The organism is Comamonas kerstersii (genome assembly GCF_002056725.1).
GTDB lineage: Bacteria > Pseudomonadota > Gammaproteobacteria > Burkholderiales > Burkholderiaceae_C > Comamonas > Comamonas kerstersii.
Genome location: NZ_CP020121.1, coordinates 3,180,572 through 3,194,630 on the forward strand (window position 1 = coordinate 3,180,572; position 14,059 = coordinate 3,194,630).

Here is a 14,059-nt window from a genome sequence, read left to right on the forward strand (position 1 = left end):
GTGCAGGAATGCGCATATTTCTTGCTTGTCTGTGCGTCTGCTGAAACTGTCTGTAATCACCCATGAACTCTGAAATCGGCGCTCTGCGCACAGCCTATCGCCAGGAAAAAGCGGCCATCATTGATGTGCTGCGCACCCCTGCTGCCAACACCCGTGGCATTCGTTCGCTGCTGCAAAAACTCTCGCGCCTGACGGACCAGCACCTGCGCGCCCTGCGTGAGACGGCGCAGCTGCCTGCGGAAGTCAGCCTGATTGCCGTGGGCGGCTACGGGCGTGAACAGCTGTTCCCCGCCTCAGACGTCGATGTGCTGCTGCTTTTGCCCGGTGAGCATACCGAAGCCCACCCGCACCTCAAGGCAGATCTGGAGCGTTTTATTGGCAACTGCTGGGATGCGGGGCTGGAAATTGGCTCCAGCGTGCGCACGGTCAGCGAATGCGTGGCCGAAGCCAGAAACGATGTGACGGTGCAGACTTCGCTGCTGGAAGCGCGCCTGATTGATGGCGATGCCGCCCTGTTTGCCGAGTTTCAGCAGCAGTTTCGCGCAGCGCTGAACCCACGGGACTTTTTCACGGCCAAGACACTGGAGCTGCGCCAGCGCCACATCAAGCATGAAGGCACGCCCTACTCGCTGGAGCCCAACTGCAAGGAGTCACCCGGCGGTCTGCGAGACTTGCACACCATCTTGTGGGTGGCGCAGGCTGCAGGCCTGGGCAATAGCTGGCGCGAGCTGGCTGCCAGCGGTATTGCCACGGACTATGAAGCCATGCAGCTGGAGCGCAATGAGGCAACCATCAGCCTGATCCGCGCCAAGCTGCACGCCATTGCAGGCCGCCACGAAGACCGCCTGGTGTTTGACCTGCAGACCACGCTGGCCGAATCCTTTGGCATTCAGAACCACACACCTGCGGGCAAGACCATTCCCGTGCGTGCCAGTGAGGTGCTGATGCGCCGCTACTACTGGGCCGCCAAGGCGGTCATGCAGCTGCAGCAGATTCTGCTGCTCAATATTCAGGAATACCTCTACCCGAACAACGCCGGACTCAAATACATCGACGAGCGCTTTTATGACAAGGACGGACTGGTCGAAGTCTCCAGCGACGATCTCTACCAGCGCGACCCACACGCCATTCTGGCCACCTTTTTGACCTACCAGCGCTCGCCCGGCTTGCGCGATCTGTCTGCACGCACACTGCGCGCGCTCTACAGTGCCCGTGATCTGATGGACAACAGCTTCCGCCAGGACCCGGTTAACCACCAGACCTTCATGCAGATTCTGCAGGCCCCCAGCGGGCAGACGCATGCCTTCCGCCTGATGAATGCCACCTCGGTGCTGGGGCGCTATCTGTGGTCGTTCCGCCGCATCGTGGGGCAGATGCAGCACGACCTGTTCCACGTCTACACCGTGGACCAGCACACACTCATGGTGCTGCGCAATATGCGGCGTTTCTTCATGGCCGAGCACGCGCACGAATACCCGCTGTGCTCGCAGCTGGCCAGCGGCTGGGACAAGCCCTGGCTGCTGTACCTGGCCTGCCTGTTCCACGACATTGGCAAGGGCCGCGGGGGGGACCACTCTGAAATTGGCGCCATTGAGGTCAAGCGCTTTGCACGCCAGCACAAGATGAGCAAGGACGACGCTGAGCTGGTGGAGTTTCTGGTGCGCACCCACCTTCTGATGAGTACGGTGGCGCAAAAGCAGGACACCTCTGACCCCGACGTCATCCGCGCCTTTGCCGAGAAAGTCGGCAATGAGCGGCGTCTGACGGCCCTGTACCTGCTCACCGTTGCCGATATTCGCGGCACCAGCCCCAAGGTGTGGAATGCGTGGAAGGGCAAGCTGCTCGAAGACCTGTTCCACAACGCCCTGCGCGTGCTGGGCGGCCGTGCGCCCGATGCGGAGTCCACCGTAGAAGCCCGCAAGCGCGATGCGCTGCGACTGCTGGCGCTGACGGCGCAGCCCTATGCCTCGCACCAGGCGCTGTGGGACACGCTGAATGTGAGCTACTTCATGCGGCATGAGCCCGATGACATCGCCTGGCACACACGCCAGCTCTCGCGCCATGTGGGCACCAAGGAGCCGATTGTGCGTGCACGCCAGTCGCTGCTGGGCGAAGGGGTGCAGGTCGTGGTCTACACCCCGGACCAGCCCGATCTGTTCGCCCGCATCTGCGGCTACTTTGACCGCGCTGGCATGACGATTCTGGACGCGCGCATCCACACGGCCCGCAATGGCTATGCGCTGGATACCTTCCAGATTGCCCATGAACAGCTGCAGACCCACTACCGGGAGCTGACCACGCTGATTGAAAACGGCCTGCCACAGGCCATCCAGAGCCAGGAGCCACTGCCAGCGCCCATCAAGCGCCGCCTGTCGCGCCGTGTGCGCAGCTTCCCCATGGTGCCGCTCGTCTCGCTCACGCCCGATGAAAAAGCGCAGAACTGGGTGCTCAGCATTTCTGCCAGCGACCGCGCAGGGCTGCTGTATTCCGTGGCACGCATCCTGGCCGAGCATGGGCTGGATGTGCAGCTGGCCAAGGTCTCCACACTGGGTGAGCGGGTGGAAGACAGCTTTCTGGTGCAGGGCGAGCACCTGAGCAACAGCGCCAAACAGCTGCAGATTGAAAAGCAGCTGATTCAGATGCTGCAGGAATAAGTCTGCATAAAAAAAAGAGCGCCCAGCGCTTGATATGCAAGGGTTTCAAATAGTTTTCTATCTGAAACCCTTTATATATCAGCGCAAGGCGCTCTTTCTATGGAAGCAGCCGTCAATAATGCGGCGGAATTTCGTCGCGCATACTGACGCCAGCGCCGGGCGCAGCCTCTGGCGTGCGCTTGCGCAGTTCACGCAACTCATCGACCAGCACATCGATCTGCTTTTGCTGGCGATAAATCGTCATGTTCAGCTGCTCAAGCAGATCGTCGGTATAGCTGGCTTTGACCTCCAGCTCCATCACGCGCGCCTCCAGCGCTTCCAAGGCAGTGTCACTCATGCGTTCAAAGCCTTTGCCAGACGGGCTACACCTTCGCGGATCTTGTCCTCATCGGCCGTCGCAAACGACAGGCGCAGCGTGGACACATCAGGGTTCTGGCTGAAAAACGGAGCACCGGGCACGAAAGCCACGCCCTGCTCGATAGCGCGCTTGGCCAGCTCGTTGGCATCGGCCAGCTTGCCGCCCTTACCTGTCAGGCGCACCCACAGGAACAGACCACCCTGGGGTTCGGTGAATTCCACGGCATCGCCCAGCTCGCTGCGCAGCGCATCCATCATGGCCTTGGCGCGCGATGCGTAGACCTTGCGCACCTTGGCCAAGGTCGCTGGCATATGGCCTGCCTGCAGGTATTGCGCTGCCGTAGCCTGGGCAAAGGTGCTGGTGTGGGCATCGCTGAACTGCTTGCACATCACGGCCTTGGCCAGCAGCTCAGGGTTGGCAATCAGCCAGCCAATGCGCAGACCGGGGCTGAGCACCTTGGAGAGCGAACCGCAGTGCGCCAGCCATTCGCGGCTGCCGGGCACCTCCGGCGACAGCGCCAGCAGGCTGGCAGGAGGCGGCGCATCAAAGTACAGATCACCGTAGGGGTCATCCTCGACCACCAGTGTCTGGTACTTCACGGCCAGCTCCAGCACGCGCTTGCGACGCTCCAGGCTCAGTGTGGCGCCGCTGGGATTGCCGAAGGTGGGAATCAGGTAGACCAGCTTGGGCTGGTGCTCAGCGATCAGCTTCTCCAACTCTTCGACGATCACGCCGTTGCCATCTACCGGGGCGCTGATGACTTCTGCACCATACAGACGGAAGCACTGGATGGTGGCCAGGAAGGTAGGCCCTTCCACAATCACCTTGTCGCCAGGGCTGACCATGCACTTGCCCAGCAGATCCAGCGCCTGCTGGCTACCTGTGGTGACGATGAGCTGCTCGGGCGCGACATCCTTGGCACCTTTGGTGGCCATGAAAGCCGCCAGCTGCTCACGCAGTGGACCAAAACCTTCGGTCGCGCCGTACTGCAGTGCCAGGCCGGCATTTTCCTGCAGTGCTTTCTGTGAGGATTGCGTAATGCCATCCACATCAAACATGGCGCTGTCCGGAAAACCGCCCGCAAAGCTGATGATGCCGGGCTTGCCCAGCAGCTTGAACAGCTCACGGATGGCGGAGGTTTCCACATTGTCCAAACGTTGTGCGAAATGCATAAAAATTACCTTTCGTTTCAAATTATACGAACCTAATTTAGGCGTTGTTGCATAAATCGATTTCAGGCCAAGCTCCCCCCAACCCCAGCCGTGGCTATGCCACGGCTGCCGTCTGAGGACGGCCCAGTTCTGTAAATCGATGCAAGATGGCTGCTCGAATGTGCAGCTCGCCCACTTGTCGCTCAAAGGTACGAGACATCAGCCGCTCACCCAATCGTTTGATGCAGTTCATCTTGGTTTCCACCAAGCTGCGCCGGGCCTTGCCTGTCCCGCGATCTTTATCTACGTGCCAAAGCGATGGAGGCGATTGCCTGCTTCATACAGGAAAATCTGGAACAGGCCGAGATGCCGTTACCTGTGCCAGGTGACCGGCAACGACTGATCGAAGCGCGCGCACTGCTGGAGCAGAACTATGGCCAGGAGTGGAGCCTTCAGTCACTGGCGCGCGCAGTGGGACTGAACGAAAAACGCCTGCAACAAGGCTTTCAGGCGCTCTACGGCTGCTCGGTACATGCCTGCCTGACGCGCATCCGGCTCAACGCTGCGGTCGCCATGCTCAAACGCGGCACCAGCGTCACCGAGACCGCCGCTTGCTGCGGTTTCGCCAACCTCAGCCATTTCAGCCGCATGTTCCGCGGCCACACTGGCATCACACCCAAGCAATGCGCCCTGGGCATCAGCCCGCGCATTGTTCAGCAAGACGCTCCCCCGTTTTTGCTCTGATCCGTCGAGCCATACCGCAGGGCGCCGTGCGTTGCGCAGGCACCCTCATGGCGGGCAATGACGATGGCCAGCACGACGTGCTGTGAAGCGTCTTCTCGCCACGAAGATCGCACTGCAACAAAAATCCTCGATATGTCAAATTTTTTCCGGAAACCGTTAGCAAGGTTTGCGGAGTCTGGGGATGATTTAGCCAGAGAAGTGGGATTACAGCGGACTGTAAGCTCCTGCGCGAAACGCAATCTTAACTTGCATGTTTTGACCCATCACCACTCCTGAAGGAGCGCGTGACTTGGGGGGCCGGTCTTGGCCGGTTCGCAGGTTTCTTTTTTTATCAAAGTAATTACTTCTCATTCGCACTTTTATTAGCATTAAAAGACTGGAGAAAAGTCAATGGCTTTGCGGTTGGGGATGGGGAGGCGCAATCAGCCTCAGAAGGTTCGGTCGGAGCGCGTGTCTAACGGAGACGCCATGCGTTTCCGGCCCAAGCGCTTGTGCTTGGCGATGGCCCTGGCATTGGGGAGCCAAGCCGCACTTGCGCAGACCGCTCTACCCTCGTCATCAGGCCTGGCGACAACCACAAGTACCAGCGAAGAGAACAGCTCTCACGAAAACCCAGGTAGTGCAGCCATCACCCTGGATACGGTTACCGTCACCGGCACCGCTGAAGAACAGGAAAAGAAGATCGGCAATACCACCGGGGCCAGCAAGGAAGATGTAGAGCGGCGCGGTGCCAGCCACATGAGTGATCTGATCGACCAGATCTCGGGTACTTCGGTCAACAGCCTTTATGCCCGACCAGAGATTTCGGTGGGCGTGCAAGGTATTGCCGGGCATGGGCGGGTTTCGCAATCGCTGGAAGGCATCAACCAGAACTTCCACGCCTTCACTCGTGATATAGGCCAGACCGGGTCCATTTTTATTGATCCGCAGTTTCTCAAAAGCGTTGACGTGACCCGAGCGGGTAGTACAGGCACGGGTGCCTTGGGCAGTTTGGGTGCTTCGGTCAATTTCCAGTATCTCGATCTGGAAGATATTTTGCTTCCTGGCAAAGATTTTGGCGGGATGGTGCGCGGCTCAACAGGATTTAGTAAATACGGCAATGGCCAGAAACCGTCAGGATCATTTTTCCTTGGTGGGCGCAATGAGCGCTGGGAAGCAATGGTCGGTGCGTCGCACAGCAAAAACGACTTTTATAAAATTGGCGACAACATTAGCAACGACGAGCTAATGCATGGCATTCACGGTAGAAATCTGTGGTTTTACCACGGTGCAGATTCTTCAATTCACGATATTAATCAGCACGGTCCTTGCCGTTACCATGCGAATGGATATGTAGGGATGAGCAATTGTGGCCTAACTACAGATCAAGCAAAGTGGCTTAAACAAGCCGCCAAAAATCCATTAAAGGGAACGCAAAAAGAAACCGACTCGCAGATGTTAAGGCTGCGGCATTATTTCAATGATGACCATGACCAGAGTCTGGAGTTATTTGTATTCTCAAGCAAAGCCAAATACGAAACAGACCAACAGCCGTCCATCCGGGTTCCCGTCAATGAAAACTCTACCAAGGATAACTGGTGGGTTGATGGTGAGGCTTCTTGGCATGACTATCCTTGGTCTGTCCGAACGCAGCTGAGAAATCAAGTGGCCAGCTTAAAATGGAAAGGTAGCTTTTCAGAGATATTCAATCCTGAAGTGCAAATCTTCCATGAAAGACAGGATCGCAAACAAAACTGGACTGGAGCTAGTGATGGTTTTTCCGCAAACCAACCGCTTCACTATTTCACCGATGTCGGCTCAACAGGGATAAAACTAAGTAATACAAGTCGCTTGGAATCAGAAGTTATCGGCCCTTTTCGTTTGGATGCTGGATTGGAGTTTAGGCAAGCCAGAAAAAAGGTCGATAGCGAAACAGAGTCAGAGTATTACGAAAGATATCTGTTAGAGACGAAGGGGCGTGATGTCGACATAATGCGATTTGACCCTGACTCACGTACAGACACTCTGGGATTGGCCCTTTCATTGAGCACGGAAGGCCCTGGCCCGTGGCAAGCGAGTGCAGGGATCGGCTTTCAACGGGTTTGGCTTGATGTGTTGAACCCGGTGTTTACGGAAGGGAACATTGGTCAAGAGGGTGTTGTTTATGGCACATCGTATTGGCGAAAATACTACCGCGGCTTGGGTTACTCCGGAAATGAGTTAAAAGAACTTGCGGCAGCAGCCACAGCAGAAAGCGGAGCCAAAATTAAGACTGACCCACAGTACGGTAATCTCCGGACCGTTAGAGGACGGCGAGATCATCAGTGGAATCTCAAGTCTGCCAATGTGGGCGTTTCATATAGTCCCCCTGGAACTGGCCTGACTTTCTATACACAAGCGGGATATAGCGAACGTGCGCCTACCAGCAATGAAATGTATATGCATGGAGAACTCAACCGGGCAGATTTCTATGCAAACCCCTATCTTGAGCCAGAAAAAAATCTCTCACTGCAACTGGGGATGAACTACAAGAAGGAAGGCTGGATTGCCACAAGTGATCGCCTGGATGTAGGGGTGAACTTCTACCGCAATCGCATCCGCAACTACATCACATGGGGGCCCATGGTTGCTGAAGGCTACCCTTGGCCAGGCATAGGCAATGATCAGGCCAGCGTCAATAATCTCAATCCCTTTGTTCGTCAAGGCGTTGAGCTGAATCTGGCGTATCGGCAGCCTTTGTTTTATGTGCGGACTAATCTGACTCTGCCTATTCGACACGACAACAAGCTTTGCTCTTGGCAAGTGCCTAGTGGTAGAGCCTACCAAACAGGGACCACAAGTGATGGAGGAAACTCCTACACCGATATTGGCAAAGGAGAACGCCTTTGCTATTCGAGCTGGAACTGGATGGAAGCAGGCACGATTGAACCCATTCGGGGTAGCCTGACTGCTGCACTGACCCCAATGCAGGGAAGGCTGGAGCTAGGAGGCACGATGCATTATCGCGGTAGGCAACGCGCTGCCTACTGGTATGACAGAGATGTCCAGAATAATTATCACCTTGGGACGCAGGCAGGACAAACCCAGCCCATACCAAGCCAAAGCCAGTTTATTGAGACCTATCTCTGGCCCAAAGTCATCAAGTTCGACTTGTTTGTCAATTACCAATTCAACGACCAGTTAAGAGCCGGAATTTATCTGGCCAATGTGACCAACAAAATGGAAGCCACACCCACAGCATGGGGGTACAACTTCTACCCTGGTCGCACTTTGACGGCCAATCTGGAATACCGTTTCTGACGGTTTGCCGCTTTGGTCATGGTGACCAGAGCATATTTCGCCGGTGTGGCGACCGGCTTGTGAAAAGGAGAAGACATTATGTCTTTGAAAAGCAATGTCACTGCGTGGTTGGGTGACTATGACAACAGTAACCAGACCGGCCCCAATGCTACAGCAAGCATTGGTTCCATTCTGACGGTGGCGAATGACTACCACACCGGCGGAGCGGGAGAGCCCAACAGCATCTACGTTCCCAATAGCAGCCTCCCGTATGAAATCTACGATTTCAAGGTGTATGCGGGGCAAGGGCTGGATTCCGTCGGTGCTGGTGCCTTCGGTTCCAAGTTCGTGCTGGAATCCACGAATGGCTTTTCGTGGGATACGGTGAATGCAGGGGGCGGAAAGTACAGTTTCGAGACCAGCGGTAGCCTGAATACCCTGAAGCTGGGTTACGCCGCCGATGGCGGTTACTCTCCGGCACAGGCTACGCTGACCGCATTCGACACCGCTGAACCGCTGTTGGTGGTAAACAACTTCAACGTGGTTGTTGACTACGTGGCGCTCAACACCTTCGGCGTCGCAGACGGTAATGCGCAGATCACGGTGAATGCTGGCAATCAAAACCTCTTCAGCTACCCGCAGTACTACGACAAGGTCACGCTGAACTCCGCCATCATCTACGACTTGACGTTCGATGAAGCGGCGGCTGCCACCTCGACTTTCGAGTATGTACTGGATGCCTACCTGAGTGGTTTCTCCGGTGGCGCAATCACCAGCGCAAGCGACATCAGCGTCATCAACAGCTACTTGAGCGCCAACGGCAGCAGCGTGTCGTTCGACTACTACGCTACCGCACCGAGCAGCCTCTCCTCGGTCGAGGCGTCGACTGCGTTCGCAGAAGTCGAAAGCGACCTCCTGCTGGCCGCGTAAGCAGCCATTCCAGAAATGCATGGAGGTCTACCGGAAAGACGGTGGTGATTTTCTGACGGGAAGAGCCACCGCCCGACCGGGGCAGTACCGGGGCCTGGTGCGTTTTGGCCAGGCTCCGTTTTCCGGAAGCCGTCAATTCTAGCGGTTTGCGGGAAAACCTGCAAAAGCAACTTGCAGGCAATTTTTCGGCTTCCCCGCCTTTGTGGGGAGGGGATTCTTTTTTCCGTAAAAAGGGCTGGTGATGTGATGACGGCAGGCAAATCCCGGCCGGCAGGGGGTGCGCGCGGCGAATTGGCCAGTGCTCTGCTGACCTACAAGCGCAGTTTCGTACACATTGGCGTGTTCTCGGGCGTCATCAATATCCTGATGCTGGCCCCGGCGCTGTACATGCTGCAAGTGTATGACCGGGTACTGGCCTCCGGCAACGAAATGACGCTGCTGATGCTCACGGTCATGCTACTGGGCATATATACCTTCATGGGCGGGCTGGAATGGGTGCGCTCACTGGTCGTGCTGCGCCTGGGCACGGGCTTTGACCGCAAGCTGTCGCCGCGCATCTACGATGCCGCCTTCAGCGCCAACCTCAAGACCGGCAAGCTCAATGCCGCCCAGCCACTGGACGATCTCCAGCAATTGCGCCAATTTGCCACCGGCCAGTCACTATTCGCGCTGTTCGATGCGCCGTGGTTCCCGGTGTATGTGCTGGTGATGTTCTATTTCCACCCGGCGCTGGGCTGGTTCGCCCTGGGCGGCACGGCGCTCTTGATGCTGGTGGGCTGGATCAACGAACGGGTCAGCCGCCCGCACCTGAAAAAAGCAGGGGAACTGGCGATCAATTCCCGCCGCGATGCCGGGGCCAACCTGCGCAATGCCGAGGTGATTGCCGGTATGGGCATGCTGGCCAACCTGCGCCGCCGCTGGGCCGAGCAGCACCTGGGTTATGTGCGTGAGCAGAACCTGGCCAGTGCCCGCATGGCAAAAATTCAGGGCTGGAGCAAGGCGCTGCGCATGGCGGTGCAGTCGCTGGCCCTGGGCCTGGGGGCCTGGCTGGTGCTGGAACACCAGATGACGGCGGGCATGATGATTGCCGGCTCCATCCTGCTGGGCCGCGCCCTGGCGCCCATCGACCAGATCATTGCCGCATCCCGTCAATGGACGCAGGTGAAGGAAGCCGAGCGGCGCCTGAGCCAGTTGCTGGAGGAGTTCCCGCCGCTGGCCAAGGGCATGGACTTTCCCCGGCCCGCCGGCCACCTGGCGGTGGAGCAGTTGCTGGCCGCCCCGCCCAGCCAGACACAGCCGGTGCTGCACGGCATCAACTTCAAGCTGGCCGCTGGCGAGACCCTGGTGGTGATTGGCCCCTCGGGCGCGGGCAAGACCACGCTGGCGCGCTGCCTGGTCAACGCCTGGCCGCCGCTGCGCGGCAAGGTGCGGCTGGACAGCGCCCCGCTCGACCAATGGCGGCCAGAAGCGCTGGGTGCGCTGGTAGGCTACCTGCCGCAGGACGTGCAGTTGTTCGCCGGCACCGTGGCCGAGAACATTGCCCGCTTTGGTGAGGTGGATGAAGCCAAGGTGATTGCCGCCGCGCAGATGGCCGGGGTGCATGAACTGATTCTGCAATTGCCCCAGGGCTACCAGACCCGTCTGGGCGAAAACGGCATGGGCCTGTCTGGCGGGCAACGCCAGCGCGTGGGCCTGGCCCGCGCGCTGTACGGCGAGCCGTGCCTGGTGGTGCTGGATGAACCCAACGCCAACCTCGACGAAGCCGGTGACGCCATGCTGGCCGAGGCCATTGGCCGGATGAAGGCCGCTGGCATCACCCTGGTGCTGATCACCCACAAGCCCAACATCCTCAAGCAGGCCGACAAGCTGCTGATTTTGCACGCCGGTGCCCAGGCCGACTTCGGCCCGATGACCGAGGTGATGCAGCGCATGCAACGCGGTGCCCAGCCAAGGCCAACGTCCGGGCAACCCCAACCACAGCAACGGGTCATGCCCATTCCCACCTATGGGGCCGCGATGAACTTTGCGCAACGCAAGGAGGGAGCATGAGCACGACGATGAATATGGACGCCTCTTCACTGGATGCCGACCTGATCGACCCCAAGGATGATCTGCTGTCGGTGGATGACCGCCACTATGTGCGGCTGGGCTGGCTGATCGTTCTGGTCGGTGTAGTGGGTTTTCTGGGCTGGGCCATGCTGGCACCACTTGATGCCGGTGTGCCAGTCGATGCCAAGGTGGTGGTCAGCGGCAACCGCAAGGCGGTGCAGCCCATCAGCGGCGGCAAGGTGCAACGGATTCTGGTCACTGAGGGCCAGCGGGTGCAGGAAGGCCAGGTGCTGGTAGTGCTGGAGCCGAACGTGGCAAGCAACCAACTGGATTCCTTGCAGTTCCAGTTTCTCAGCAGCCTGGCGACGGAAAACCGCCTGATGGCGGAGCGGGACGGCCTGAACGACATCCGCTTCGACGAACGCCTGCTGCAAGCCGAGCGCGAGGGCAACTTGCAGGCCGCGGAGATCATCCAGGCGCAGCGGCAGTTGTTCGACAGCCGCCGCAGTGCCCAGCAGGCTACCCTGGGCGGCCTGGAAGCCACGTTGCGCGGCCTGCGCGAGCAAAGCGACAGCCTGCAACGCATCCTGCAATCGCGCCGCAGCCAGCGCGAGACCTTTGAGCATCAACTGGCCGGGCAGCGTTCCTTGGCCGATGACGGCCTGCTGGCACGCAACCGCCTGCTGGAGTCCGAACGCCAATACCTGCAACTGGCCGGTTCCGTGGCCGATGACCAGGGCCGCCTGGCGCAGTTGCAGGGCCAGGTGCAGGAATACGAGCTGCGCCTGATCCAGCAGCGTGAGGATTACCAGAAGGAACTGCGCACGGCCCTGGCCGAGACCCGCACGCGCACGGCGGACCTGCGCTCGCGCCTGGACAGCGCGCAGTACGAAGTGAACAACATGCAGATCGTCGCCCCCACCGAGGGCATCGTGGCGGGCCTGGCGGTGTTCACCCAGGGCGGCGTGGTCAGCGCAGGCGACAAGCTGATGGACATCGTGCCGCTGGACCAGCCCTTGCTGGTGGAAGGCCGCCTGCCGGTGCAGGAAGTGGACAAGGTGCAGGCCGGCCAGCCGGTGGAGCTGGAGTTCTCCGCCTTCAACCGCGCCTCCACGCCCAAGCTGCCGGGCACGGTCAAGACCGTTTCCGCCGACCGCCTGGAAGACGAACAGGGCATGCCCTACTACCACGTCGAGATCGCGGTGGATGACCTGAAGGGCCGCGAGGTGCAGCCGGGCTTGCAGTTGCAGCCGGGCATGCCGGTGACGGCTTTCGTCAAGACCGGCGAACGCACCTTGATGAGCTACCTGCTCAAGCCGCTGCGCGACCGTGCCCGCCTGGCACTGACGGAGGAGTGAATGGGCTGGCGCACTTCTCCACTGACACGCATCGCCTCGCTGTATGGCGACCTGTGCGTCCGCTTCCCGCGGCGCGGATTCCTAACCGGCAAGGGCCGATACCTGATCTCCATCGCCACGGTTGTGGCGGCGCTCGCGCCCGATGCCGTGCCGACCGCCCATGCGCAGACAGAATTGGCGTTCCCGCCGATGTTGACGCAGCCGGCCGCCTCTGCCGCTACCACCACGGCGGCGCCAGCCCAAGCGACGCGCCCCAGCCAGTCGGGCACGCTCGACCTGACGCAGGCCTACGAGCGCATGCTGCTCAACGACCCGCAGGTGCGTGCGGCCAGCGCCGCGCTCGCCGCCGGGCGTGACGCCGGCAACATCGCCCGCGCCGCACTGCTGCCGCAGGCCTCGATCAACTACCTGCGCAACCGCACCAGCCAGACCGAGTATTACGACAGCACGACGGCCGGACAGCAGAGCGTCGACTACCGCTACTTCGGCCGCCGTGCGGGCCTGACCATCGAACAGACGTTGTTCGACTATTCCGCCATCAGCACCTATCGCATGGGCAAGACCCAGGCCGAGTACGCCGAGGTGCAGTACCGGCTGCAACTGCAGCAACAGGCCGTGGCGCTGATCGATGCCTATCTGAACGCACTGCTGGCGCGCGATTCGCTGGATCTGGCCCGGCACCAGTTGCGGGCGTACCAGGACATGCTGCGCGGCAACGAACGCATGATGGCCCAAGGCGAAGGCACGCGCATCGACATCCTGGAAACCCGCAGCCAGGTGAGCGCCACGCAGTCGGAGCTGGTGGGCTACGAGAACGACCTGGCGGATCGGCTGCGCGAATTGTCCGCGCTGCTGGGGCAGCCGGTTCACGCCGGCGAACTGCTGGCCATCGATCAGCAGGCCATGCTTGCGCCGCTGCCGGACGGCGAGCTGGAGCGGCTGCTGGCCGATTCCCGCGAGCAGAACCCGGAGGTTCAGGCCGCGCGCCTGGCGGTGCGCTACAACGACCTCACGGTGGAGCGCGAGAAGGGCCAGTTCATGCCGCGCGTGTCGCTGTACGCGGCGCATGAGCGCATCGTTTCGGACACCGTCAACAACCGCGGCCGGGACTACAAGACCAACACCATCGGTCTGCAGGTCACCATCCCGCTGTTCAGCGGCGGCTCCAGCTACTACAGCACGCGCCAGGCCTACAACCGGCTGGAACAGGCGCGCTACGAACTCGAACACACCGCCAGCACCACCATCACCACGCTGGAGCAGTACTACCGCGTGTTCAGCACCAGCGCCGAGCGCATACGCACCTTGCGCCAGAACGTGAGCGACGCCACGGCGCTGGTGGACGCCATGCGCAAGAGCGTGGCCGGCGGGGAACGCACCAACACCGACGCCTTGCAGGCCGAACGCCAGTCCTACCAGGCCCGGCAGGCCTTGCTGCGCACCTACGTGGAATGGTTCCAGGCCTACGCCAAGTTGCAGTTCTACGCCGGCAGGTTCTCGGAAGAAGACGTGCTGGTGCTCAACCGGCATTTGCTGACGGAGGTTCGATAAGGGGCC

General features: G+C 59.8%; 9 protein-coding genes and 1 pseudogene. 7 read left to right on the top strand and 3 right to left on the bottom strand.

Annotated elements, in window-relative coordinates; translation table 11 throughout:
• Window positions 1–62 precede the first annotated feature (62 nt).
• Window positions 63–2,654 (top strand): [protein-PII] uridylyltransferase, encoded by a 2,592-nt coding sequence (locus tag B5M06_RS15015; protein WP_054067814.1) that lies wholly within the window; start codon window positions 63–65, stop codon window positions 2,652–2,654.
• Window positions 2,655–2,766: 112 nt separating this feature from the next.
• Here the strand turns inward: B5M06_RS15015 and B5M06_RS15020 are convergent, their stop codons facing one another.
• The 3 genes and pseudogenes from B5M06_RS15020 to B5M06_RS16905 form a co-directional block, all read right to left on the bottom strand.
• Window positions 2,767–2,991 carry a SlyX family protein gene (locus B5M06_RS15020; protein ID WP_054067813.1) on the bottom strand — a complete coding sequence of 75 codons (225 nt, stop codon included), beginning with the start codon at window positions 2,989–2,991 and terminating at the stop codon, window positions 2,767–2,769.
• Window positions 2,988–4,184 carry an aminotransferase-like domain-containing protein gene (locus B5M06_RS15025; RefSeq protein ID WP_054067812.1) on the bottom strand — a complete coding sequence of 399 codons (1,197 nt, stop codon included), beginning with the start codon at window positions 4,182–4,184 and terminating at the stop codon, window positions 2,988–2,990. Before B5M06_RS15025 ends, B5M06_RS15020 begins: the two co-directional genes overlap by 4 nt.
• A gap of 94 nt (window positions 4,185–4,278) precedes the next feature.
• Window positions 4,279–4,452, bottom strand: a pseudogene (locus B5M06_RS16905) (IS5/IS1182 family transposase); the annotation flags it as partial.
• A 29-nt stretch (window positions 4,453–4,481) separates the two neighbouring features.
• Here B5M06_RS16905 and B5M06_RS15030 point away from each other — a divergent pair.
• The 6 genes from B5M06_RS15030 to B5M06_RS15055 all read left to right on the top strand — a co-directional run bounded on the left by B5M06_RS15030 (window position 4,482) and on the right by B5M06_RS15055 (window position 14,053).
• A complete protein-coding gene (locus tag B5M06_RS15030; protein ID WP_054067811.1) occupies window positions 4,482–4,907 on the top strand; it encodes a helix-turn-helix transcriptional regulator in 426 nt (141 codons plus the stop codon).
• 468 nt (window positions 4,908–5,375) lie between these two features.
• Window positions 5,376–8,186 carry a TonB-dependent receptor plug domain-containing protein gene (locus tag B5M06_RS15035; RefSeq protein ID WP_162777469.1) on the top strand — a complete coding sequence of 937 codons (2,811 nt, stop codon included), beginning with the start codon at window positions 5,376–5,378 and terminating at the stop codon, window positions 8,184–8,186.
• Between the two features lie 78 nt (window positions 8,187–8,264).
• Window positions 8,265–9,095 carry a hypothetical protein gene (locus tag B5M06_RS15040; protein ID WP_054067809.1) on the top strand — a complete coding sequence of 277 codons (831 nt, stop codon included), beginning with the start codon at window positions 8,265–8,267 and terminating at the stop codon, window positions 9,093–9,095.
• 246 nt (window positions 9,096–9,341) lie between these two features.
• Window positions 9,342–11,144, top strand: coding sequence for a type I secretion system permease/ATPase (locus B5M06_RS15045; protein WP_080025297.1), 1,803 nt, complete (start codon window positions 9,342–9,344; stop codon window positions 11,142–11,144).
• The gene (locus tag B5M06_RS15050) at window positions 11,141–12,502 is read left to right on the top strand and encodes an HlyD family type I secretion periplasmic adaptor subunit (RefSeq protein WP_205245390.1); all 1,362 of its coding nucleotides are present in this window, start codon (window positions 11,141–11,143) and stop codon (window positions 12,500–12,502) included. The genes B5M06_RS15045 and B5M06_RS15050 overlap by 4 nt, the downstream gene beginning before the upstream one ends.
• Window positions 12,503–14,053: a TolC family outer membrane protein gene (locus B5M06_RS15055; RefSeq protein WP_080025298.1), complete on the top strand. Its 1,551-nt coding sequence runs from the start codon at window positions 12,503–12,505 to the stop codon at window positions 14,051–14,053. It begins immediately after the preceding gene.
• The last annotated feature ends 6 nt before the right edge of the window (window positions 14,054–14,059 follow it).